Here is a 23,110-nt window from a genome sequence, read left to right on the forward strand (position 1 = left end):
CCTCCGCTTGCGCCTCGCCAACCCGGGCAGGAAGTCCCAGTAAAGGGTTAGGTCGCATTCTGTGCGCTCCAGCCAGTTGGCGTTGCCTGGCGCCAGAGCACTACAAGCTCCATTCGATCGGCCGGCCCGGTGTCATATTGCTTCGCACCGGCTGGAATGGTCACCCACGGCAATGCGCTTCGCGTCCATAGATGAGCGACAGGCTCGAACTCCCGATGGTTGTGGAGAGTGCCAGGCAGAAGAATCGCCAGTTCAGGCTTGTCCTCAGGCTCGGCCCACAGGCGAGTGTCGCAATCAACGCAGATCTTGGCTCGGCGGTGGCGCCCCTCACCAAACGAGAAAGTCCGTAGCTCCGGCGACCCTTGCTTCACCGTCAAGGCACTACGCTCCACCCACATGGCCAGACGCATGGCTGCACCGGACCGACGCTGGCAATCTGTGCAGTGGCACGCGTAGTAGGTGATGGGCCAACCCGTGAGCTCGTATTGCACCTTGCCGCACAGGCAGGCACCTGTGTACGGTGGTGGGGTGCTTGGAACTCGCATATGCGACCTAACGAATAGCGTTTATCTGCCGCAAGGCGATGCGGTATAACGTGGCAACTTCAACTACAAAAACTGGCATTTAGGTTTGTCTCACTTGGATTGTTTGCTCCATTAAAAATAGCGACAAACCCGTCAACTGTTAAGAAATGGCTCGCTCCACATTTGGAACGATTCTCGACCAAACGTTGTGGTTTGAACATCCCCCAATTGAGGGGACTGCCGACAGACCGCTCTCGCTGCATAGCGCTGTTGGTGGATTCAGAGTTCATTGCCACCAACCTGGTTAAAACAGGCTGGAACTGCGAACAGTATTTTCCAGCGTACGCATCTGACCATTGGTGACAACTTTTGTTATTAGAAAAACACGGGAATCACTCTTCTTCAAAAAATGACATGATTTCGAAAAATTGTCATCCCTATGGAATTTTTGACAGCTTTTATTTATACGATCATGGTGCACTCATTACGGGAACTCCTTTGTGCCGGCCGCAGCTGGTGCCGACAGGACTGTCAAATCCTTTCGTTCCAGCCAGGCGCTCTGCACGAACGGGTCTGTGACCGCATAGACGCCATGACCCTTGCGCATGATGATATTCGCATCACGCAGTTCCTCCGCAACGCGCTGCACTTGGTCAGCGGTCACCTCGCGGCGGACGACATTCGCGTACTCTGCGAGGGCTTCCCCAGCAAACAGGCCGGTTGCATCACCGCCGGCGCGGGCGATCCGGTCGAAGATGGCGGCCGCCAGCGTCCCGAGGTCTTCCACCTTGCGCAGTTCGACGTCGGCGGCCGCACTCTTTAGGGTGGTTGCGATCACGGGCAGCAACTTGTCGGCATCTTCTTGTGCGTGCTGTTGCAGCTGCCGCAGGGCCCGGTTCATTTCTTCCGGCCGGCACCCGAGCGTCCTGAACGCTTCGACGGCCACAGCCAGGCTCGGAACCGTCTTGGCGCCTTCGGCAGTGATGCCCATGAGCACGTACTCGACGTAGTCGTTGCCCAGGGTGGGGTAGTCCACCGACGTCGCGCCCACGAAGGCTTGGTTGCGCTGGCGCGTCATCTCGGCGACCTGGGCCCGGTGCGACCCCGTCCCAATGAAGAGGAAGTGCCCCGGCGTTTTTGGCCGCGGGTTGATAGCGTCGCGTGCGGCTTTAATGGCGAGCAGCATCTGGCTGCCATCGTCGCCGGCAAGCGCCTGCTGAACCTCGTCCACAATCAGCACAACGTCCGTCTTGGCTAGGTCGACGACTTCGGTCAGGGCCTGCGCCAGGGTTGGCCCGTTTTTTCCACCGACGTCGTGCAGCTGGAAGCCAAACTTAAGCCCCACACCGCCCAGCTCGAGTCCCTTGAGCCGCTTAAGGCGAACGAGCACGCTCGAGGTGGGCCTTTGCAGGTCTTCCAGGCTCTTGCGGATCGCAGCGTGGATGAGGGTGGCGGGGTCCGCCTTCGTATCTGCCCACAGGTCCACGTAGATCACCACGGCACCCATGGCCTCCAGCGCGGGAATCAGGTCCTGCTGCAGAAAGGTCGTCTTGCCGGTGCGTCGTTGCCCGGAAAGGAAGAGCCCAGAGCGTAGCCCCTGGTCCAGCATGCCAGGCTGCAGTAGTTGCTTGGCCATACCCTCGGCGAGGGCGGTGCGTTGGTAGTAGTCCATTTACTGTGATTTAGTCAAATATGATAATTAGCAGTATTGACTAAAATGCGCAAAAGTCAACTCGTGAAGCGAGATCCCCCCACCACCAGGGTAGGTAGGAATTTTCAGTGAAAATCGTATACTGGATGGATGTACAGTACAGTTGCACCAATGACGCCAGTAGCGGCATCGCATGCGCCGATGCCGGTCAAGCGCATCCGGGGCACAGTCAAGGCGGGCTTCCCATCACCAGCTGAGGATCTGGGCGCCGAGCGCCTGAACTTGGCCAGCCTGCTCGGGAGCGACAAGGAAGACGCCTTTTTTATGATGGCCAGCGGCCACTCCATGGTCAAGTTCGGCATCTTCGACGGCGACCTGCTGCTAATCCGCAAGCGCAAACGCCCTCGGGATGGCCATATCGTGATCGCCGACGTTGACGGCGAGTTTTTGGTCAAGATGCTCTACAAGCGCGCCGGCCAGGTCAAGCTCGTGTCAGGCAACCCAGAAATCCCGGATCTCGAGCCAAAAGACGGTCAGACCATTCGCGTCTGGGGAGTGGTCACCAGCAGCATCAAGACGTTCACAGCGTGAGGTATCCGCTGTGTATGCATTGGTGGATGGGAACAACTTCTACGTGAGCTGTGAGCGCGTATTCCAGCCCAGGCTGGAGGGCGTGCCAGTCGTCGTCTTGAGCAACAACGACGGATGTGCGGTGGCCAGAAGCAACGAAGCCAAGGCCTTGGGCATCGCCATGGGAGCTCCCTGGTTCAAGATCAAGCACTTTGCCGATGAAGCGGGGCTGGTCGCCCATTCGGCAAATTTCGCGCTCTACGGAGACATGTCAGATCGCATGATGCGTCTGGCCGCCGGCATGGGGCCCCGGCAGGAGATTTACTCCATCGATGAGTCCTTTATCGAACTCGGCGGCGTCCAGGGTGACCTGGTGGAACGAGGCCACAAAATTCGTGACCGCATCCTCCAGGGCATAGGCATACCGTGCGGTATTGGCATTGGTGCCACCAAGACACTTGCAAAGCTCGCAAATCACGTCGCCAAGACCGCGGAGCGCAAGCCGGGCAGCTACCCGGATCACTTGGCCCAGGTGTGCAACCTTGAGGCGTTAAGCAAGGGTGAGCTTGAGGCGGTCATGGCCAGAACGGACGTGGGGGAGGTTTGGGGAGTGGGTCGTCAGATCGGCAAGCAGCTGGTCGCCGGCGGCATCAAGAGCGTGCTGGATCTGGTGCGCATGGATTCAGGGACGGTTCGGCGCAGATGGTCCGTGGTACTGGAACGCACAGTGCTGGAGCTGCAGGGGGTCTCATGCATCGAACTGGAAAATGCCCCGGCCCCAAAACAGGAAATCGCGTGCACGCGCTCGTTTGGGCATCCGGTCACCAGTCAGCATCACCTTGCCGAGGCGGTAACCGACTTTGCGTCCAGAGCGGCCGAAAAGCTGCGCAAGCAGCACAGCCTGGCTGGCCAAGTGCTGGTCTTCATCCGTACGAGCCCGTTCCGGCAGTGCACGCAGTACAGCCGATCGGTGACCGTACCCATGCGCCGCCCCAGCTGCGACAGCGCCGTGATCGTGAATGCAGCCTTGCTGGGCCTGCAGGCCATTTACCGCGAGGGGTTCAACTATGCCAAAGCCGGGATCATGCTGCTGGACCTGCAAGGGAACACAAACCGGCAAGGTGAGCTGGACTTGGAGGGCGACGAAGCACAAGACCGCTCCACATTGATGCTGGCCATGGATGAACTCAATAAGCGCTTTGGCAAGGGAACGGTGCTTCTGGGTTGCGCGGGGCTGGGCGGCAACCGGCGCGCATGGTCAATGAAACAGGAACGCCGCACGCCGGGGTACACCACTTGTTGGGAAGACATACCCGTTGCGAAAAGCTGACGAGACTATCGTGGCCAGGTCGAAATGGGTGATGAAGCTCACACCGCAATCCTTGGCAAGCCAGGATTGCTGTTGACCCGTAAAGTCCAAACTTTCTGGCATTGCAAATTCGACAGGTGGCGATCGGCTTGAAGTAAGTAGAGTCCGTGGTAATTTCAATACACGAACTTTCTTCACAACAAGAGCTCATGCATTCAATCAACCCATCAGACGGCGCCCAAGCGATAGCGGCAACCGCCACCGGCAACACGGCAAAGCTGCTCGCAATTGTCGAGGTAGAAGAAGGGCAAAAGGTTCAGTGTCAGGAGCCTGGTTGCGGCCACGGTGTCTACAAACGCATCCATGTTGTGGCCACTGGCGGCAACATCATGGTGATGGGTTCTACTTGCTTCGAAAAGCGTTTCGGTTCCGCGCAACACCTACAACCCGAATACTCAGGGAATGGGGCAGGGCGCCGGCTCACTGAAGAGCAACGCCAGATGCTGCTGCAAAACACTGCTCATCTGATCGCCCTTTTCGATGAGGAGGCAACAGCCAACCGGGCAAGGCAGCTTGAGGCCCTGGAACGCAGCCGCAAAGCGCTTGCGGATCGTCAAGCCCTGTTTGATGCAAGAAGCGCAGCCCTGCGCCAGATGCGCGCGGCCGAGATGCCGTCGCAGATAACTATGCCGACCATGCCGTGGCGATGGGTGAAGCCCATGTCCTCCATGGCATATTTCCACTTGCCAGATGGGCAGGGGTGGATTCGAGTGATGCATGGCACCGGTACCCATTATTTGATGCCATGGCCAGCGTCGGAAGGATGGGATGAGGCGCTCCCGCCCACAGTAGGTAGCCCAGACTTGGAGCTGGGTGGCTATCGAGTCAACAACATTGTTGCCTGCGTCGGATTCCTGCGTAAACACGCCCTATGGGAGCAGGTTGGCATATGGCGCGACATCATGGACGCTATATCCAAGCACAATAAAAGGCTCATAACCTAGCAATCACCAAGATCATCGTTGCCTGGGAAACGAATGTCTCTTTCTCAAAGCAATGACAAGCTCCGCGCTGATGGCTAGAATGAATCCACTTTGGCTAACTGCCAATTTGCTGGTCATGTGCCAGCCTTCAACTTTGTTTTTAGTTTTCACCCATTGGGCACCGTCCCAATGGGGATGTGCCCTTAACCAATAGGACACATCATGAAGATCATCAACAGCCCCGTACGTAATGTTAGTCCCGACATCGAGTCCTCCAATGACCCTCGATCCAGGGGCTGGGCTTCCAAGCCGAAAGCAATTGCCCAAGCGAAGAAGATCGCGCGTAAGCGTGAACGTGCCATGCTGCGTCCTTTGGCAACAAAGGAGCTGCTGCGAGAGCATTTGGTCACCGTCGCTGAACAGCGGGCGGCGGCCCGTTTTGAGCGTGAATACGCTTACTACGATTTGATGCGCAAACTGACCAGGCAGAGCCGCAAGCACGCATCGCGTGCAAAGCAGCACAAACCGGAATGTGGCGTCGAACTTCCGATTGGAGAAATCCGCGTGGAAATTCGTATTGAGTACGTGGTAGCTGGTGAGCGTCGCGAGTCTGCGCTCCTGGCGTCATGTGCAATTGACGATTGAAAGTCACCTCAACGGTGACGTTCCGAAAGGCCCTCGAACTGTTCAAGTTCGGGGGCTTTTTCATTGGATAAATCGAACGGACCGACTGCGCAACAACGACGAAACGTTGGTCATAAATGCGTTGCCTACGCATTGCGCGCTATGAGCGAATGGAAAGCGGATGGTGAACTGTGACCCGGCAACACAGTCCGATACTGCCTCGGAGCCGCCGGCCACTGCCTAGAATGGGCTGCGAGCAGCAGAATTCCACAGGCCCCATAGAGAGCCACTTAACTTTTCAGGGACGACATGCCTCACCAGCTCCGGCGGATCATCGCCATCAATATCAGGAATCCAAACGGAGGATTGCCGTCCGGCCGTATCGCGGAGCTTGACCCCCGTGGTGGCGTCCTTGCAGTCGGCGACAACGGGGTAGGCAAGACGACGTTCCTGCGGCTGATGCCAATCTTCTATGGAGCCACCCCAACCCAGGTGCTCAAGGGTACCGGCCGCTCCAGCATGATCACCTACACCCTGCCAGACCCAAGCAGCGCCGTAGCCTATGAGTACGAGCGGGAAAGTGCCACTGACCTGCGCACGGTAGTGATGCATGCCCGCGCTGGTGAAGAAGCTCCCCAGTTCCACATCATCCACGGCGGCTACCAGGAAACCTACTTCTACGACGAAAACAATCAGTACGTGGGGCGGGATGAATTCAAGGCCCGCGTCGAAGCCATGGGTGTGGAAGTCACCCGCCGGCTCAGCCTGCATCAGTACCGGGCCGTGATCCTCAATGAGCGCCTGTCCACCAAGGAAGGGATTGAGCTCCGCCGCCTGGCGGCACTGCATTCCCTCGGGCCCCGCGCGCTGTACAACCTGGACCAGATTTCAGCGGCCATGGCCAATGAAAGGATCAACTTCCGCGACCTGCAAAACATCGTCCTGGAGCGTGTGTCCGATGCCCACACGGTAGGGGTCAAGCCCACCAACGTGCGCGAACTCAAGCAGAACAAGGAATCCGTGTCCCGCTGGATGGAAGCCCGCGCCCATCTGGCCGACATTCTCAAACGCAAGCCTGATGCCCAGCGCATCAAGGAACGGGTGGCAAGGATCAAAGGACTGCACCTGGAGCTGTGTTCCCTGCACGTGGCCGTCAAAAGCGCCTTGGGGCAAGCCAACATCGAGCATGAGCAGCTGCTTGCCCAGCACAAGGACCACACCAACCGGTTCAAGGAACAGGACGATGCCATTCAGGAATCGATTCGGGGGCTGGTAAACACCAAGGAACAGGCAGATAGCGCGTTTCAGGCTAAACGCGCCATGGTGGCCAGCGCGGTGGACCGGCAAACTCATTTCGAGCGCATTGACGTTCCAACGATGGCCGTTCTGGACGACACCGAGGCCGACCTGCAGGCGCAGAAGGCCTCCAAGGAAAGTGAGCGCGACACACTGACCAAAGCCGCGGGCGACATCACCAGGAAGCGGGATGAACGCAAGGGCATCATCGAGCAGGGCGCTTCTACCCAGATTGCGGACATCGACGCACGTAGCCAGCAGTCATTGCGCGACTCGATGGTCAGCTTGAAAGCCCTGAATCAGGCGCAGGAAGATGCACTACTGGCGCTGGCCACGCCTGCTAGGTTGGCTGAAATTGCGGCCGATCGGGTCAAGATCGGCATCGCCGAAGGCGAAGTAAGACAAAAGCTCCAGAACCCAGTGGCCACGGCACAAACCCGGGCTGATCGCAAAGCTGCAGACGAAGATGCCACCCGCTGGGCCGACGAGCTCACAAAGGCACAACGTGAAGTCAACAAGACGCGGGACGGCCATGACACCGCGCGCCGTGCCACTGACCAGTCTCTTGCCCAGCTACGGCTGTTGGAACAGGAAGCCCAGGACCTGACCGGTCATATGGAGCAGCTGCAGGCCTCGTTGACCCCGGAGGCAGGCTCCCTGCTGGAGTTCATCCGAGGGGGTGACCCGTCCATGTGGGCCAATACCGCAAAACTGCTGGAACCCGCCTTGCTGGCGCGTACCGACCTTTACCCCACGCTGGCGCCAGATGCCCTGGATGGCGTATCCACCGATGGATCGGTCACAGTAGGACCTGTCAGCATCCGTGTGCAGGAGCTGGACGTGCCGGCATGGTTTGACATGCAGGAAGTGCGCGATGCACTGGAGCGCAAACAAGCCCAGGCCAACCAGGTCGCGGACGCACTCAAGCAGGCCACGGAGACGGCGAGGAAGCTCGGCGCCCAGGCCAAGCAGGCTGAAACAGCCTATGAAGGCGCCAAAGCCCACGAATCCCTGACCCAGGCCGCTTTGGATTCGGCACGCCAGAAGAAAGGGCGGCTGGACAAGGTGGTACTGGAAGAAGAACGCGCATTCAAGGAATCCGCGACGGCCGAACGCAGCACCTTGCAGGAGCGCAGCCGGTCATTGGACGCCGAGGAAAAGCGCATTTCGCAGGGCATTGAGGCAGCCCGTCAGGCCATACGAGACGACTTCAAGGCCCAGCGTGATCGCCAGGACCAAGCCGACCAGAATGCCGAGTTGCGATTCAAAACCGAGAAGCAGGCAGTGCAGTCCCGCAAAGACGATGACTTGGCACGCCTGCAGGACGACTATGAGCGCAGTCTGGCCGGCATGGGACTCGACCCGCGCCGGGTTTCAGATCTGGAAACCGCAATTCAGAAGCTGGGGGCCCAGCTCGACAGCATTGCACGCAATCGCCATGAGGTGAGCGCGTGGCGGGAGTTCTGCCGCGAGCAGCTTCCTTCGCTGGAATCCGACAAACTGGAGCGCGACCGCCTGGAACAGCGCGCGCGCGATGTGGGCAAGCAGCTGCAGGGGGAGCGTGAGCGATCTGATGCTTTGGCGGCACAGGTGAAGCAAACATTGGATGACATTGACCGCAGCATAGAAGTCCGTAAGCGGGAAGCCCAGCGCCTGGAAGACTTACTGACACATGGTCTCAAGGACTTCCTGGACCACGTGCCGGCACATTTGCATGTGGACTGGAGCGTGCCTGACCTCGAAAACTCCATCAAGTCCCGGCGCAGCGCAATGGAAACCGAGGCAGACGAGCTGCAAAAGGACAACCGTTCTCTGCGCAATGAGTTGGTCAAGCATCCCGGCGGCCCAGCTGACTGGCTGGACCACAAGGAACGGGACTTGCCGGACCGCCAGATCCTGTTGCCCCATCAGTACCTGTGTGCCCAGGCGGAGGTGTTGTGCGACTGGTTTGAGCCCATGGAGAGTGGCCCCTATATCGACCAATTGAACAAGGAAATGCAGGGCTTCTTCAGCCTGGCGGGCGAGTTCGTCCGTGTTCTGGATCTGTTTGAGCGCCGTGTTCAGACCTTCAACAGCGATTTGAGCAAAGCCCTGTCTGCGACCAAGCGCTTTGAACGCTTCCGGGACTTGTCCGTGACGGTCAGCTCCAGCGTGAGCCAGCTGGACTACATCAAGGTATTGCGCCAGATGCAGGACAAGGGCAATCGCAATCCCATGGCCTACCGTTCGGTCATGCGTACTGAGCAGGATCTGCCATCCGACGGAGATGCAGTCCTGGTGCGAACATTTAGGGACATCCTGCAGAACGATGGTGGTTTCAAGATCAACCTCAATGAGCAGGTAAAGCTGGAGTGCACTCTGTACGAGAATGGGCAACGCCGCACCATCAGCAATGAAGAAGAATTCCGATCGGTGTCGTCCAATGGGAACTCCGCGCTCATCACGGCCATGTTTCTCATGGGATTCGTGCAGATGATCCGCGGGGACTCCCCGGTACGTCTCACCTGGGTCACAGATGAAGTTTCTCGCTTCGACCCTAAAAATTTGGGCGCGTTTCTCCAGACGCTGGACCAGCACAAGATCGATGTCATCAGCGCATGCCCGAGCATCGACCCCGCTTTAGCGCGCTTCTTCCCCCGCCTGTCCATCTTTGAAGGCAATGGCGCCATCTATACGACAGAGCAACAATTCGCGGGAGCCACACATGGCCAAGATTGAATCAGCCCTCAAGCACCTTGCCAAAGGTGACTTCATCTGCCCCGTGCACTACCCGGAAGAGTTCGACGCTCTCCAGGACCCCATCGGTCGGAACAAGGCTACGGAGTGGCTGCAGACCATTGGATACCGGCTGGCCCGGTTGAGCGATGACGGCGCCTTCTTCATGGCTTACGAGGTGCCAACGGTTGAAATGCGCAACCGCTTCCGTGAAGACCTCAAAACCATCCGCAACCGCCTGGAGCCCTATGTGGGGTTCATGGAAACTTTGCGTCAGGCCCAGGGCCGCAATCCCCAGATCCATGCAGGCGACATGGTGTGGCTCACTGAAATCAGCGAACAGGTGCGCGGCTCAGCGCTGCTGGACCGCCGCCTGTCAGACATGCGGGAATTAGCCGATGCACGGGTGGCAGACGGTGGGGCGACCATCCACCGCGTTCAGCGCATGTTCAACTTGCTGGAAAACGAAGGCTACCTGGTGGAAACAAACACGACCAGCAAAGGCTACACGTTCACGGGCAAAGTCGAGTATTTGTACCAGCTCATAGCCTTCATAGCTGAAAACACACCGCACCTCTCCGATGACGAGGTTGTAGACCAACTCGACAGCCAGACGCGGATCGACACATCGGGCCCTGCCGCTGGGGGAGCGCCCCAGTCATGAGTTCGCCCATCAAGGATGTGCTGAAAGCGCTTCACCACAACGCGGACGTGGTGGAGCAGGCCTTACATGGGGTCATCGAATCCGAAGGCACGAACAGCAACCCATCCATTGCCGCACTTCGACAGGCAAGCGCCCTGCGTGCCGCCGGCGAAGATGGCTACCGCTTACACCCGCGCCTGCGCGAATACCTTCACGATCATCTGCAGCTCTTTCCAGCGTTCCAGAGCTTGGCTGAAATCGGCTCTCGTATCTCGCAGGTCAACAATCTGTGGATGGAGGTGGACGATGTACGCCGTTCCGCTGACACCGAGACAGTGAACACCATCGTGGACACTATTCAGACCACGGTCTTCGACATTGCCGATAGCGTGGACCGCAACATGCTGTTCCTGCAGACCCTGATGTCCACCAGGTATGGCAACGTGCGCTCGCTGGAAGCCAAGAAAAGCCAAAACCGGTTCTACCAGCAGCAGACCAACACCTTGGCCGATGATCTGACGCGCTTGTCCAGGGTGTGCGACAAGGTGGAACACGAAGCCAGCACGCGGGGGATGGAAGACCTGGCACGTTTCATACGGCGAAACCTGCTTTCCCGCATCCTGGTTTGGCAACAGTCCATGTCCGAAATGCAGACCCATCTCAGCAAAGAGATATACCGAATGCGGGAGGTCGAGCGCAACCACAAGCTGCTCGCACGCATGGATATGCTTCTCCGGCAACAGCCAGGATGGCGTGGATTTGAGGCCGATTTGGGAGGTGACATACCCGATTTCCTGATGGCTGCGTCGTTGCCTGCGATCGGGGCCCATGTAGAGCCTTTGGACACGGACGCCCAGATCTTCGATGAGATGCAAAAGCTCGCCGCCTCGCTGCCAGCCAAGCAGATTGAGCCTGAACCATTGGAAGTGAAACGCTATACCCGCGTGATCGACCCACCCTATGAGCAGGAGCAATCGGACGCCGCCGTAGCACTTGAGCGCCTGATTCAGACAGTCCAAACATCTACCTCAGAAATGTCCCTGATGGACTGGCGGCTGACCGACGACAAGGCCCAGAGCGTGGAGCCTCATATTTGGCTCGTGTTCGCTGTGATGGGGCTGCGCGGCCGGAAGTTGCCGGTGAGCCTGGTCAACAACGGCGCGAGGCCTGGAGAGCGGTTCTCGCACTCCTTTGGCGATGCCATTGCGCACCCAGCAACCGCAGCGCGAGCTAATGCATGAATCCACGAATAGTCGATTACCTCAGGAGACTCGTTGCCGACAGCGCACCCGAGCGGCGCCACGGTGAAATAGCGGACAGATTGGCCGGCGCGGAAGGAATCGGCAAAATCAAAGGTGCGCGGGTGCTCTACACCGATGACGACTTCGCGAAAGCTCGGAACCTGCTCACCTCGCGGGGATTTGACATCAGTGCACCAGCGGGTGACTTTTCCCGTAGCAACGCACCGCGGGGAAGTTCCGAAAAGTCCGGCGCGCTGCGTGTCACCGACGATCTGGTCGCAGTGGTCCCAATAGGGATGCCAGCCCTTCAACACCTTCCAGGGAGCGTACTCACACTTGGTTCGCATGCCGCGCAGGCCTTGCCCTACGAGGTCTTGCTTGTCAGCGAAAACCTGGAACCCATGCTCCAAATGCATACCTACAGTTGGATGGGGACCTACACAAGAGGACGGCCAACACTGGCCTTGTTTCGCGGAGCACCAGGTTACTTCCGCACCGATGTAGCTGCAGGCTTCATTCAGCGAGACACGCGCCCCACACTAGCCTTCTTCGACTTTGACCCCAAAGGACTGTCTATGGCGGCTTCTCTCCCACGACGGGAAGCTCTATGCATGCCATCTTGGCCGGAGTTGCAGGCTGCAACGCTGCGGAACAGGCGCACCAATCTGTTCACGCAATCACTACACACCAGTCGGCCGCACCTCGATCGTCCTGGCCACGATCAGGACATTGCACTGGCGTGGAGCCGGCTCAAGGAGTTGGCCCTTGGCTTGGATCAGGAACACTTCCCTCGCTGATTGGCCGGGCAAAAATGGGGCTGGGCCAGGCCAACAGCCGGCGTGGGCATGGACGCAAGCCCAGCAGGTCCCCAGAACGACACTTGACTTGGCCGAAGCCTAATTACGACGACCCCAAGGGCACACAGAGAGGTGTTCTCTTACGAACTCGGAGTCCTTGTGGAAATCTCAGCCGCCCGCTGCAGCAGGCCCTGGCAGTAGGCTTGGGGGTAGTGCGACTGACAGGCCTTCCAAAAGGCGTTACGGTGCTCTACAGCAGCCTCCGCTACCGCCTGCGCGGCTACCTCCTGCACAAGCTTGCCACGCAAGCCCACGCAATCATCCACGCTGGCCACTCCGACCAACCGACAGCTGCGCAAAGCTGCCACAAGCAGGGATGCGGAGACGGAAGCGTGAGTCGACACTTCACGCTCGATGACCTCGGCCGAAGGCTTGCATCCAGCTACCAGCAGCGCAAGGGCTACCACCCCGAAAGCGAACTTAGGCATACGGCCCCCTTTTTCCGCAATCTTAGCTGCCTGGCAGTGTCAGTTCATTGAGTGGTGGGGACCTGACCAATGGTCCGAAAGCAACAATCTGCCAAATTATTTGTAGGCGTGGGCATTTCCACGGCTCAATGCACTACTTTCCGTCCGTTGACTGGCAGCCATTAGACAAGTTCGTGCCTTACAGTTCCTCCATCACTCACTAGGAGTCTGCTGTGGCCAGTGCCACCCAATCAAAACTTACCGCGGCTCAATCTAAATCCGTTCGCATCCTTGCGAGCGGTGAGCAATTCGACTTGAAACGGTTGAGCGATCCATCGCAGGCCGAGAACTTTCAAGCCGCGCTCGACGAAGCACGTCACAAATTCGGCCACGCCCTGTGCATGTGCCGCCCCACTCCCCTGAAATTGCAGGTACGCCTCAGAGAAGGAAAGTACCACCTGGCTGTTTGGCCAGAGCAGGGGCCAATGCATGATAGCTCTTGCATTTTCTTCCGCGAAGACGAAGCTGGCCCTGAAACAGAGATCACCACTCAGGTGAAAGAAAACGAGGATGGAAGCCGGGAAATCCGCCTGACCTTCACTCTGGACCGTACGACCCTTGCGAGCACGCCACGGCCACAAACTGCCTCCCGCTTGAGCGTTGACGATCACAAGCTGCCCGAACAGGCATCGCTGCGTGGCCTGTTGCATTTGCTGTGGGCAGAAGCGAACCTCACGCGCTGGCATCCGAGCTGGGAGCGTGACTGGGGCCGCGCGCGCTACGAACTCATCCAGGCCGCCAGTCACCTCACCATCAAAGGCGCACCGCTTAGTGAGCGCCTGTACGTGCCACGGCCCTACCGTGAGTCGATGAAGGATGAAATTAACCGCGAGTGGGACAGGTTTACCCGCAGTCTTGCCCGTGGACAGGTTGAAGTCATCAAAAGCGCCCTGATTGTGGCCCCAGTTCGAAAGTTCGTTGAGCATCCTGCCCAGGAGGGCGGAAAATCAACGGCCCTCATGCACCTGCGTCATATGCGCAGTCCAATTGGCCTGAATGAGGCGACTTACGCATTCCTGCAAAACCAGTGCAAAACCGCGGTACGTCGTGTCTTCGTCAATGCAGAGGAACACGAGCGCGAGAATGAACCGCGCCCGGCGGGCTGGATCCATCTGCCGCAGCCGGAGGTCATTGCCATTGCCCACGTCGAAGCGAACACCCGGGGCGCAATTTGGGCTCGCGGCGTTTGGCTGTTGTCCGTGCACCCGCGAGTGTTCATCCCGGCCGGAAACACCGATGACATCCTTCTGATTGACGCATTGATGCGTGGTGGCCACCAGTTCAGCCGCCTGCTTACCTCGCAGCAGCCGATGGCCCGCACCCGGCCCGAGTGGACGCTGCGACACGTGTATGACCCCAATGGGGTGCCGGTGCCACGGGCAGCGCTTGAGATCTTGAGCAATGGCGCGATGCCGGAGTTCGTGAGCAAGCGTGCTGAACTCGCGGACGCACTGGCCGCCAAAGGCATGCCGGTGTGGACGTGGACGCCAATGGGGCGCCAGCTCGATCGGGTGGTTCCACCCCTTCCCCCGCCAGAAGGCATGCAAAAGAGTAGCGCCTTGCAAACGCTTCGTGCAATTGCTTCTGCACCAGGCACTTTTTATGCCTACGGCTCAGGCAATGAGCGCCAATTTAACCGTTAAAGGAGAGCTACATGATGACAACCGCAACCACCCCAGGATCCGAGGCCCAAGGCGTAGCCACGCTTCACCCGCCCCTGTCCCGAATCCCCGACATGCTGAGAGCCGAAGTCGCGGCTGTTGCACCGGCACTGCCCGATCCAGCGTCTACGCCACTGGTGGCGACAGCAGCACAAATACTGCGCCCCGCAACTGAACCTTTGCGCTTTGTCCAGAAGGTCAGCGAGTCCCGCCATGCATCCGTACAGCAGGCCTCCGACCAGGTCCGTGAAGACCGTATTTGTGTCCTGCCCAAAGGGCTGACATTTACTGGAGAAGCACACTACCCATGCGACGTGCGAATTGACGGCATCGTGGATGGCACGGTGACTGCCGAACCAAACCGCACGATCACGGTCGAAAGTGAGGGTAAGTTCAAGGGTTCGCTCAAGGCAACCCATGTCCGCATCAATGGCGAAGCCGATGGCGACATTGCCGCTACTGGTGGGCTTGCCAGTTTTGGCCAGAAATCGGTTTTCAAGGGTCACATTACCTATGGCCGCCTGACGATTGCCGAAGGTGCCGATGTCGAAGCTTCCATGAAGAAGCTCGCCGCCTGATCCAGCCCCACAGCCAACGAATTAAAGGAATTTGATCATGAACACATTGGCCACGCTTGCGAAGTCACCCGAGCCCCGCCTCTTCCCGGCAACAATCCTTCAAACCCAATTCACGGTGCTGCCCAAGTCAGCGACCATGACAGGCGACATGGCGGCCTCCGAAGACCTTGGCATTCGTCTCGACGGTGAGTACACCGGCAAGATCGAGCTGGGAAAGGCGGGGTCCATCCATATCGCCGGCGGCGCAACTGTTACCACCGAGCTGATCATTGCGGATTACATCTACGTAGAAGGCACGGTGAACGGCAAGCTCCACGCCCGAAAAGGCATGGAGCTCAGCCCCACGGCCAAAGTCAAGGGCAGCATCCAGTACGACGCCGATCTGGACATGCACCCTGGTGCCCGCATTTCCGGCCAAATCAACGGCCCTGAGACCAACCTGTAATGCCAAGGGCTGCATGAAAAGAAACGAAGAGCAGTTCTGGGCAAACTTGTTGGTGGGCAGCAAGCCGGGATGGTCGGTGAGCATGGCCGAATGTTGGGGCGAGAGCAGCGCAGCCCCGGCGCATCTATCAGCCAATGTCTACACCTTCGACACCAGCACCGGCTGGAGCGGAACCTGCGCGGTCACCCCTGACGACTTGATTCAGGCGGCGGACATTCTGGAAGGCTCCCCTATTAGGCGAAATGCGGCCATCGGCTACGCTCACCGTGAACTGGTCCGTGCAGCAGACGGGAAAGCCACTGCCAGGGAGGATGTCACTCGGCGCGCCATGGTGCTGAATATGTATTACATAGCCCAGTCACAAACACTGAAGGTGGTTCGTACGCGTTATGGCTCGGTGAGAGGGCACTGGCTGTGCTTGCTCTACCGCTTCACGCTGGGACAGAGCATGATTCGACCTGTTTTTCGAAGCAACGTTATCGGCCCCAAGTCAATGTCACAGGACATGCTTGCCCAGTGGGCCGGCGAAGTGATGCATGAGGACCGGAACGCCCAGGACTCTGGGCTGCAGCGCCAGCTGCGCGCCGGCAATGAACTGCTGCTTAAAGATCCCACAGCAGTCGTTCAACATTCGAGGTGAGGCGAGGGGTTAGCCGTCACTCGCTGGAGCGCTTCTTGCGCTCATACACCTGCTCATGCGACGGCACAAGTGTGAGTTCGACCAACTCCGACAGGCCCTGCTCTAGGTTACCCGGTATGACTTTGCTGTCGACGATCTTGAGTGCTCCGCTGAGCAACTTGGACAGCATCTGATCCGGTGGATCGCCCGGCATGGAGCACGCGCTAGTCAAGCTTCCTCGCCCTGCAAGAATGTCTACCAATTGAGATCCTGGAATGCTTATCTTCACGGCGCCTGTTCCTTGAAGCCGAATTATCAGCCGGTTAGTCGTTCGAATCATGTGCTTCGGAGGATCTTCGGTCCAACGATCCAGCGTGAAAGCGTAGGCCCAGCGATTGAAGTTCAGCCGGCCCAGTTTCTGGATCTCATCTTGTGAGAGAGGGCTGCGACAGTGCCTGTCAGAAACCGGATAGAACGTTGCCTTCGCAATTCTGCTCCAACCGTGAACGAAGTCTTGCACGTCGGAGATCTGGGCCACAAATACACCAGATATTGCGCCCGCCTTGGACAGGGCCGCGCTCAATGCGTCCTCTAGTCGGAAAGGCTGCGTACTCGATGTAGGAGATACGGCGCGGCTGGTATCGCTTCCCATGCAGACAACGCGTGGGCCGTCGACCTTGTGCTGCCGTCGCTTTCCAAGGAGCGCGCGGTAGGCGGCATGTTCCTCGATGGTTTTCGGTGACTCTTGGACCAAACCACCGCCCGATTGAAATCTGGACCTCTTCGGCGTTGCGCTCAAAGTGACCGTCCACCTTGTCAATGTCGTCTTGTGTTCAGCAAACTGTCGTGATTTGAGTACGTTGAAGAAGGCAGCGACCTCGGGGTCACGCAAGAAGACCTTCCTTTTATCCATAGGCGGAACAGTGCGCACAGGCCCGGCTAGATTATTGACATCACCAAAGAAGTCGCAGCGAACATCTCCATCAAACCCGATGCGTTGGGCCTCTTCATGCACCCAGTCCGACACGGCACGGCTGCGGCGCTCCTCTTCCGCAAACCGTTCGTGCAGGTATGTGACCTCGATCCAGACGAAGCGCTCGTCTGAGAAATACAGTTTGATGTCTGGACCTCCCTTCGGGTCTTCGTACTCGATTCGGCCAAGCTGGCTTGCAGCCTCGACCACAATCATTTCCCACACTGCGGCGACCCGCGTGCTGCTTCGCCTCAAGTTACCGCGTAGCATCGGCAGCGTTCTACCTGCGATCGCTTCACAGCGTCGCAGTAGCTCAGCCGCCTGCTCTTCCTTCAGCACTGCTCTCGCCTGCGTGGTCGCTCGGATGCGGGAGCGTCCAGGTAAGTGCGCATCTGACAGCTCACGGCGGGGCCTTTGGTGACGGCTAACGTAAAGGGAACCGGCGCATTGGGCCAAGGGACCGCGTAGCGGCCCGACGGCCCAAGGCGTCCATATACAAAATTAGACGGCTCTGTGAAATTCACCCGTGGCCTCCCAGAACCTGAGTTGCTTGCTTGAGTACGCCTTTCCGTTCGCACCCTTTACACATATTCGCACAGGATGCATCAAGGAAAAGCTGCGGTCGTCGTACTTTGGCGGAGTCTCAATATGCAGCTCCTTCATAAAGGTCGTTAGGGGGATTCCGATCGTGTGAGAGTCATTGGGCTTCAGGAGTACCTCGCGCACTTCCGGTCCCCAAAAGTCCTGTCGCCACGCATCCAGCACGTTGCCGCTAGAGATGACTTCTAGACTTCTCATATCTAGCAGCACCGACCTCGCTCCCAAATTCGAGATGGTGAGGTTGACAATGCTCATCGGCTGGTCGCTTTCGTCCCGGAAGTCCGCCGAGGTCCCGGCGTCCAATCCGAAGTCCACCAAGATTCGACGTTCCCAGCGAGTCAGCGCAAAGGTTGCTAGGCTCATGAAGAATCCGAGCACACCCGCAACCTTCGAGAGCTCGTCGATCGTCATACCTGATGTCTAACGAATGAAGGGGCTTCCCCGTCACAAGTGAGCCGCGCGCAGTGATGGTTTCTGTTTGAAAAAGGTGGAGAAGCCATACCGTGGCGACATTGCCTAAATCTTGAGCCGAATCTAACTGCTATCGTGCAACCGCGACTAATACGCCAATCACTATTTGCACGCCTATCGTTCCAAGATAGAGAATGCCTCGCTGTTTCTGCGAGCGGGCGAAATTATAAATTGCGAGAAGAATAGGAAGTACGATTGGGAGCACGAAACATAGTGCAGCCATAACCCAGTCGCCTGCAGAAAGTGCATCCTTCTTTTCTGTGATTTCAATTGTCGTCATTGGTTGGGATCTCCTTGCTTGAGGGAACGCTGGAATATACGTGCCTAACGTAAAGATGACCTGACCACCAACATTTGCGGCGAAGCCGCCTCCTGCTGTTGTGGGTCCAGTTGAGTGAGGGGTTAGGCATCAGTCGAGCAGCTCGGCTACTTGATGACCAAAGTTGCTAGGCGATTCGAAACCTTCTCCGCCAGTTCATTTAGCCCCTGTTCATTGGGAAGGTATTTGATGTGTCGAATATGCCGAAGATCGAATGGGATGTCGGATTCGTGCTGCGCTATTAGGATGACGTCTTGGCCCATGGTGTGCGCGATCCCGGCCTCATAGAAGACGTTGGCGTTCTTGCCGGTCAGGTCGCAGATCACGGCCCGTGCAGTGCCGATGAGCTTCACCACGTCCTGGATGATTACGTCATCATCCCAGATGTTGTCGGCACGCAAACACCGCATGCCGGCGGCGCCGACTGCGGCTTGAAGGGCGGTGTGCACGCCAGTGAACTCCGCATTGAATGGCATCATCACCGCTACGAGCTTTGGGTCAACTGGCCCTTCGGGCAGTTTGAATATCGTCGGTTTGATACGACCGATGCTTTCCGTGAAAAGCACGCGGAACAAGTCGGCGTCCTTGACTGCCCAGTGATTTGTTTGGAAATCATCGAAGAACCGTTTGCTGATGACAAAGTGAAGCGGCGCCGCGAGCGACTCGAGCACAGAGTTGGCGATCGGTGGCACATCGGCACTGAGTTCGTACTCGACTTGGTACTCCGCCGACCCGCGTCTGATCTTGGTGATCTTGCCAACTCTTGCCATCACGGGGAAGTCCGGATCGCTGCTTGATTCGTTCGTGAGGATGGTAGGCAGCGCCATCAATGCGGCGGTGTCAAGCACGCCGCCCGGAGCATATCGATTCTCCAGATCCTTATCCGTGTGCTGGAAAACCCGGCCATGTTGCATCGTCAATGAGCCGCGTGGCGCGGCGACGTCCATACCAGTGACTATGAGATTGAACATCAACTCCCCGTTGAAGTGCGTGTTTTCTGATGCCTAACGAAGGTATAACGCAAGGTGCTGCGGTATAACGTGGCAACTTGAACTATAAGAACTGACATTTAGGCTCGTCCCACTTGGATAGTTTGCTACATTAAAAATAGCGACAAACCCGGCACCTGGTAAGAAGTGGCTCGCTCCACATTTGGAGCGATTCTCAACCAACCGTTGTGGTTTGAACATCCCCCATTTGAGGGGGCTACCGATAGACCGCTCTCGCCGGGAAGCGGTTGACCGGGTCAATGGTGATCGCCAGCAATCTGCTCAACGAATACAGGTACGGTGGTCAGTTCGCATGGGCATTCGCAATCAGCGGTCGGGCTCTATCGAATCCAGCCGCCACGCCATCCAGGCATCGAAATTCTTGTCTTCGGGGTTTGTAAGGATCCGGTCCAACACATCGGGCCGGTCCGTTGCTAGCCATCCCCGTAGGATGCTCAGCGCCCCAACACTCTTGGGACTCCATCCATTTTTGATCAGAAGCTGGGCCTTTGCCGCCGCCGGGCTGCCCTCAAATGACCTGATGATTTCGTCCCGGTCCACCTCGTCCAAGTCGTAGAGCTTGGCCGCAAACACATCGGACACGTGCTTTGAAAACTCTTCCTTTCGGCGTGCATGCCGCAAGTCGGCCGCGCGCTGCGCTTCCTGCGCCTTCGCCTCGGCCTCGATCTTTTCATGGTCCAGATCATCTCCCACGGCACCAGAAGCAATATTGGCCAGGATGCCGCTGAAGTAGGACTTCTTGGAGGTGATGGGCCGGCCAGCAGCTTTCAGCCTGCCTTCGGCCGCCTTGAGTCGCAGGATGGAATCAGCCACTTCCTCATAGGAGTGGGCCTGACTCAGGTTTTCAATTTCTGTCTGGGTGAAGCCCAGGCGCTCCAGGACGCGTAACACGTCGTCCGGCCAGGTGAGGGGCAGCCCGAGTGAAGGTTGCTTTTTCGGGATGAACTTGAACTGGAGCTTTGATACTCTGGTGCCGGAACGATATTCCTTGAGCTCAAGCGTGTAGCTCAATGCCTGGATGTCGTTGACCCGGCGAATGGCATCCATCAGCACGCGCCTTTTGAAATCGCCGTAGTTGACCACTCGCTTGCCCTGCTCGGGATCCTCGACCACATACCTGGACTGGCCCATCAGCAGCTCAACCCATGTAGCCGTCGGCAGGACCGCAGTGACCTTGGCATGGGTGTTCACATACCTCCAGGCGTTTTGATAAAGCGCGTAGCTGGCGGCCGTCCCAAGGCCTTCCATGGCCTGAAGCGACAGGGTGGCCCAATTGCTGGGCTCCAGCACGATCTCCAGGATCGAGGGATCAATCGAAAAGCGGATGAGCCCGCGCCTATGCCCGCGCCCGTAGCCCAATGAAGCGAGGAAGTGGCTCTTCATCTCCCACTCAACCTCAGAGTCTTCTCCCACGATGTTCCAACGCAGGCTCATTTCAAAGAGCTGGTCCAGCTCCTCATAGATGCGCTCATAGTTCTTGCCAGGGATTCCGGCCAACCGCGCCAGATCAGTCACCCGAGTTTCAAACATCGGCGACAGGCGCTCGGTTCGAACTCGATCGAGCATTTGCTTGTCGCGCTTGCGGAAGTCAATCTGGGCCACCAGGATGCAAGCATCGAACAGGCGCCGGCTATTGAGGCTTTGGCTGTGCTCCGGGCGCAACGGGGTAGCATGGATGGCACTCACCGCCTTGCGGATGCTCCTGATCGTCTCTGGGATGATCAGATCCTCGGTCGGGAATAGCGACGGCTGGTCAGGCTCCCGCCGCCGCATGTCGAAGCCGCGGTCCTCAGGATCGATGGCAGTTGGCTCGGTGGTGCTCACATGGACATCTTAATCGATGGCAACAAGGGGGCACTCGTTGCCATCGATCGAGCATACGGTGCGCAAGTATGCAGTTCTGCCATGGATCGACTGCCCATCTGCCATGCCTGGTATGCAGTTTTGCTGCTTTACGCTGGCCCGTGCCATCGGTAGTATGCAGATCCACCATGGACAACGAGCTAAGTCCTTGATTTTGCTTGTGATTCTCAAATGGAACATTCAGAATGTTTTTTGCGATCCTGAAACAAACTGGAAGCGATCCCCGCCATGACGATGGGAGTGGGGCGCTGCTGGTTGTCGGTTTTGATGAGATTCAACTCAAAAACCGGGCGATTCGCCCTATTTAAGGCCGATTTTCTGACCATTGCCAGAAGGGGAAGCCAAACAATCATGGCAGATTCGCATACTTTTCCTAGGTATGCGTGATATGCGCGCGCAGCAGAACACCGCTTAACAAGTAAATACACATCGTTTTGCGATATGCGGCAGTATGTCCAGTATTCCAAACCGCTACACTTCAGACTGTGCAAGACGACAGTGAAACCCGAAAACTCGATGCCATCGTTGGGGCTGCCATCAAGGCATTGGCCGAGAGCGGTGCCGCGGATGAGTTTGTCGGTGCATTTGCCGCGTCTCACCGTGCCAAGGTGGCCAGCGTCCTTGGGGCCTCAGAACCCGCGCAAGATTCACAAGACTTGCTGACCATCGTGACGAAAGCAGTAGGCTTGGCCATGGAGCAGGCCGGGATAGGCAAGCGCAAGGAACCAATCACGAAACGGGTCAACGTCGAAATTGCGGGACGCCGGACCTCATTGACACTCAGCCGCGCAGTCCTGGACAAGCTCTCCCAAGCCAAAGGAACCAAACAGCAAGCCAAGGCCGTGATTCAGGATCTGGCCAACACGGCGCCTATCGGCGTGGAAAACCGCTCCGGTTGGGTTGAGGAACGCCTGCTTGGAGTTTTGACGCTCGCCGACCAGGACGGCGCATCAGCTGCGCGGCATTGACGGGGAACACGGCCAAGGGCACCGTCGGCACTGCTGCAAGCTCATAAACAACAATCAGCCGACTGAACCGGCACTTCAGTGCGCCAAAAGTTCGTTCCAGTGGAAATCTTGTCGTCATAGCGGTGTGAGGGCCAGCCAGCCACGTGACCCAGCCTTAGAATTTATTCACTTTTGGCGCAGTCCAAATTTGCCGGTCAGTTGGGTAACACCAGCCAGTGCCAGCCTTACACCACGGCCTCCTTGCGGGGTCGAAACATCGTCAATGCCCAGCAGGGGACTACGTCCTGAGGGCGTATTCCTATGGGCCTCACCACGGGAACCTCATGACCTTCAATATCAAATCAAGCATCAAGCAATTGGTGCGCACTTTCGCCATGTTTGTGACTCTGGCCGCTGCTTTGACTTGCTCCATGCATGCCACTGCCAACCAGGACGATCAACAGGCAACTCAGTCCCTGCAGGTGTTCTTTGTCTCTGCCATTTTGCAACGTGCCGATGACGCGACCACGATGAAGCTTGTCCATGGTGTGCAGAGTGCACCGACAAGCGCAGAGGCAGAACTGTCGTTTGTGAAGCTGATCAAAAGTGACTTTCCAGGCTATTCGGTATTCACCATGCTCACCTCCTCGGCGAATTCATTCAAGCCAGCAGCCTACGGAAAAAAGGGAAAGAAGTCACTCGCGGTCAGCATCTGAATGCAGGTCCAGCCGGCCGCCTGGGTTG

22 protein-coding genes are annotated in these 23,110 nt (G+C 57.8%); 15 read left to right on the forward strand and 7 right to left on the reverse strand.

The genetic code is table 11. The annotated features are described in order from the left end of the window. Window positions 1-47: 47 nt before the first annotated feature. Window positions 48-545 (reverse strand): GFA family protein, encoded by a 498-nt coding sequence (locus BPRO_RS30980; RefSeq protein WP_011485834.1) that lies wholly within the window; start codon window positions 543-545, stop codon window positions 48-50. A gap of 463 nt (window positions 546-1,008) precedes the next feature. Next, window positions 1,009-2,196 (reverse strand): ATP-binding protein, encoded by a 1,188-nt coding sequence (locus BPRO_RS24940; RefSeq protein ID WP_011485836.1) that lies wholly within the window; start codon window positions 2,194-2,196, stop codon window positions 1,009-1,011. Window positions 2,197-2,346: 150 nt separating this feature from the next. On the opposite strand from BPRO_RS24940, the gene BPRO_RS24945 reads away from it, so the two are divergent. From BPRO_RS24945 to BPRO_RS25010, 12 genes are all read left to right on the forward strand, one after another. Further along, window positions 2,347-2,766, forward strand: a complete 420-nt coding sequence (locus BPRO_RS24945) for a LexA family protein (protein WP_232291602.1) — start codon at window positions 2,347-2,349, stop codon at window positions 2,764-2,766. 10 nt (window positions 2,767-2,776) lie between these two features. Further along, complete coding sequence (locus tag BPRO_RS24950) at window positions 2,777-4,075, forward strand: Y-family DNA polymerase (protein WP_011485838.1); 1,299 nt, start codon at window positions 2,777-2,779, stop codon at window positions 4,073-4,075. Window positions 4,076-4,263: 188 nt separating this feature from the next. Next, window positions 4,264-5,058, forward strand: coding sequence for a hypothetical protein (locus BPRO_RS24955; RefSeq protein WP_011485839.1), 795 nt, complete (start codon window positions 4,264-4,266; stop codon window positions 5,056-5,058). A 201-nt stretch (window positions 5,059-5,259) separates the two neighbouring features. Next, window positions 5,260-5,682, forward strand: coding sequence for a hypothetical protein (locus BPRO_RS24960; RefSeq protein WP_011485840.1), 423 nt, complete (start codon window positions 5,260-5,262; stop codon window positions 5,680-5,682). A gap of 288 nt (window positions 5,683-5,970) precedes the next feature. Continuing rightward, window positions 5,971-9,675: an ATP-binding protein gene (locus BPRO_RS24965; RefSeq protein WP_011485841.1), complete on the forward strand. Its 3,705-nt coding sequence runs from the start codon at window positions 5,971-5,973 to the stop codon at window positions 9,673-9,675. Further along, a complete protein-coding gene (locus BPRO_RS24970) occupies window positions 9,662-10,336 on the forward strand; it encodes a hypothetical protein (RefSeq protein WP_011485842.1) in 675 nt (224 codons plus the stop codon). Before BPRO_RS24965 ends, BPRO_RS24970 begins: the two co-directional genes overlap by 14 nt. Next, a complete protein-coding gene (locus BPRO_RS24975; RefSeq protein ID WP_011485843.1) occupies window positions 10,333-11,556 on the forward strand; it encodes a hypothetical protein in 1,224 nt (407 codons plus the stop codon). The genes BPRO_RS24970 and BPRO_RS24975 overlap by 4 nt, the downstream gene beginning before the upstream one ends. Beyond that, the gene (locus tag BPRO_RS24980) at window positions 11,553-12,353 is read left to right on the forward strand and encodes a DUF7281 domain-containing protein (protein ID WP_011485844.1); all 801 of its coding nucleotides are present in this window, start codon (window positions 11,553-11,555) and stop codon (window positions 12,351-12,353) included. The genes BPRO_RS24975 and BPRO_RS24980 overlap by 4 nt, the downstream gene beginning before the upstream one ends. Before the next feature lie 700 nt (window positions 12,354-13,053). Beyond that, on the forward strand, window positions 13,054-14,523 hold the full coding sequence (locus BPRO_RS24995; RefSeq protein WP_011485846.1) for a DUF1173 family protein: 1,470 nt from the start codon (window positions 13,054-13,056) through the stop codon (window positions 14,521-14,523). A gap of 11 nt (window positions 14,524-14,534) precedes the next feature. Then, complete coding sequence (locus BPRO_RS25000; RefSeq protein WP_157046001.1) at window positions 14,535-15,119, forward strand: bactofilin family protein; 585 nt, start codon at window positions 14,535-14,537, stop codon at window positions 15,117-15,119. Between the two features lie 37 nt (window positions 15,120-15,156). Continuing rightward, window positions 15,157-15,564: a bactofilin family protein gene (locus BPRO_RS25005; protein ID WP_011485848.1), complete on the forward strand. Its 408-nt coding sequence runs from the start codon at window positions 15,157-15,159 to the stop codon at window positions 15,562-15,564. Window positions 15,565-15,577: 13 nt separating this feature from the next. After that, a complete protein-coding gene (locus tag BPRO_RS25010; protein WP_041390408.1) occupies window positions 15,578-16,204 on the forward strand; it encodes a hypothetical protein in 627 nt (208 codons plus the stop codon). A gap of 16 nt (window positions 16,205-16,220) precedes the next feature. Here the strand turns inward: BPRO_RS25010 and BPRO_RS25015 are convergent, their stop codons facing one another. The 5 genes from BPRO_RS25015 to BPRO_RS25035 form a co-directional block, all read right to left on the reverse strand. Continuing rightward, a complete protein-coding gene (locus BPRO_RS25015) occupies window positions 16,221-17,495 on the reverse strand; it encodes a hypothetical protein (protein ID WP_041390409.1) in 1,275 nt (424 codons plus the stop codon). A gap of 162 nt (window positions 17,496-17,657) precedes the next feature. Then, window positions 17,658-18,167, reverse strand: a complete 510-nt coding sequence (locus BPRO_RS25020) for a hypothetical protein (protein ID WP_011485851.1) — start codon at window positions 18,165-18,167, stop codon at window positions 17,658-17,660. A 130-nt stretch (window positions 18,168-18,297) separates the two neighbouring features. Next, window positions 18,298-18,507 carry a hypothetical protein gene (locus BPRO_RS25025; protein ID WP_041390410.1) on the reverse strand — a complete coding sequence of 70 codons (210 nt, stop codon included), beginning with the start codon at window positions 18,505-18,507 and terminating at the stop codon, window positions 18,298-18,300. A gap of 146 nt (window positions 18,508-18,653) precedes the next feature. After that, on the reverse strand, window positions 18,654-19,517 hold the full coding sequence (locus BPRO_RS25030; RefSeq protein ID WP_011485852.1) for a hypothetical protein: 864 nt from the start codon (window positions 19,515-19,517) through the stop codon (window positions 18,654-18,656). A gap of 345 nt (window positions 19,518-19,862) precedes the next feature. Then, a complete protein-coding gene (locus BPRO_RS25035; protein ID WP_041390412.1) occupies window positions 19,863-21,380 on the reverse strand; it encodes a RepB family plasmid replication initiator protein in 1,518 nt (505 codons plus the stop codon). A gap of 224 nt (window positions 21,381-21,604) precedes the next feature. Here BPRO_RS25035 and BPRO_RS30755 point away from each other — a divergent pair, with 224 nt between their 5' ends. The 3 genes from BPRO_RS30755 (at window position 21,605) to BPRO_RS25045 (ending at window position 23,082) form a co-directional block, all read left to right on the forward strand. After that, on the forward strand, window positions 21,605-21,727 hold the full coding sequence (locus BPRO_RS30755) for a hypothetical protein (protein WP_255349059.1): 123 nt from the start codon (window positions 21,605-21,607) through the stop codon (window positions 21,725-21,727). A gap of 348 nt (window positions 21,728-22,075) precedes the next feature. Further along, window positions 22,076-22,387 carry a hypothetical protein gene (locus BPRO_RS29865; RefSeq protein WP_157046002.1) on the forward strand — a complete coding sequence of 104 codons (312 nt, stop codon included), beginning with the start codon at window positions 22,076-22,078 and terminating at the stop codon, window positions 22,385-22,387. A 323-nt stretch (window positions 22,388-22,710) separates the two neighbouring features. Then, a complete protein-coding gene (locus BPRO_RS25045) occupies window positions 22,711-23,082 on the forward strand; it encodes a hypothetical protein (RefSeq protein WP_011485855.1) in 372 nt (123 codons plus the stop codon). Window positions 23,083-23,110: the final 28 nt, after the last annotated feature.

Source organism: Polaromonas sp. JS666 (assembly GCF_000013865.1).
Taxonomy (GTDB): domain Bacteria; phylum Pseudomonadota; class Gammaproteobacteria; order Burkholderiales; family Burkholderiaceae_C; genus Polaromonas.

Bases quoted from the DNA above. Each gene is read 5' to 3' on its own strand.
- BPRO_RS30980 (WP_011485834.1), bottom strand. From the start codon at position 545: ATGCGAGTTCCAAGCACCCCACCACCGTACACAGGTGCCTGCCTGTGC.
- BPRO_RS24940 (WP_011485836.1), bottom strand. From the start codon at position 2,196: ATGGACTACTACCAACGCACCGCCCTCGCCGAGGGTATGGCCAAGCAA.
- BPRO_RS24945 (WP_232291602.1), top strand. From the start codon at position 2,347: ATGACGCCAGTAGCGGCATCGCATGCGCCGATGCCGGTCAAGCGCATC.
- BPRO_RS24955 (WP_011485839.1), top strand. From the start codon at position 4,264: ATGCATTCAATCAACCCATCAGACGGCGCCCAAGCGATAGCGGCAACC.
- BPRO_RS24960 (WP_011485840.1), top strand. From the start codon at position 5,260: ATGAAGATCATCAACAGCCCCGTACGTAATGTTAGTCCCGACATCGAG.
- BPRO_RS24965 (WP_011485841.1), top strand. From the start codon at position 5,971: ATGCCTCACCAGCTCCGGCGGATCATCGCCATCAATATCAGGAATCCA.
- BPRO_RS24970 (WP_011485842.1), top strand. From the start codon at position 9,662: ATGGCCAAGATTGAATCAGCCCTCAAGCACCTTGCCAAAGGTGACTTC.
- BPRO_RS24975 (WP_011485843.1), top strand. From the start codon at position 10,333: ATGAGTTCGCCCATCAAGGATGTGCTGAAAGCGCTTCACCACAACGCG.
- BPRO_RS24980 (WP_011485844.1), top strand. From the start codon at position 11,553: ATGAATCCACGAATAGTCGATTACCTCAGGAGACTCGTTGCCGACAGC.
- BPRO_RS25000 (WP_157046001.1), top strand. From the start codon at position 14,535: ATGATGACAACCGCAACCACCCCAGGATCCGAGGCCCAAGGCGTAGCC.
- BPRO_RS25005 (WP_011485848.1), top strand. From the start codon at position 15,157: ATGAACACATTGGCCACGCTTGCGAAGTCACCCGAGCCCCGCCTCTTC.
- BPRO_RS25010 (WP_041390408.1), top strand. From the start codon at position 15,578: ATGAAAAGAAACGAAGAGCAGTTCTGGGCAAACTTGTTGGTGGGCAGC.
- BPRO_RS25020 (WP_011485851.1), bottom strand. From the start codon at position 18,167: ATGACGATCGACGAGCTCTCGAAGGTTGCGGGTGTGCTCGGATTCTTC.
- BPRO_RS25025 (WP_041390410.1), bottom strand. From the start codon at position 18,507: ATGACGACAATTGAAATCACAGAAAAGAAGGATGCACTTTCTGCAGGC.
- BPRO_RS25030 (WP_011485852.1), bottom strand. From the start codon at position 19,517: ATGTTCAATCTCATAGTCACTGGTATGGACGTCGCCGCGCCACGCGGC.
- BPRO_RS30755 (WP_255349059.1), top strand. From the start codon at position 21,605: ATGTTTTTTGCGATCCTGAAACAAACTGGAAGCGATCCCCGCCATGAC.
- BPRO_RS25045 (WP_011485855.1), top strand. From the start codon at position 22,711: ATGACCTTCAATATCAAATCAAGCATCAAGCAATTGGTGCGCACTTTC.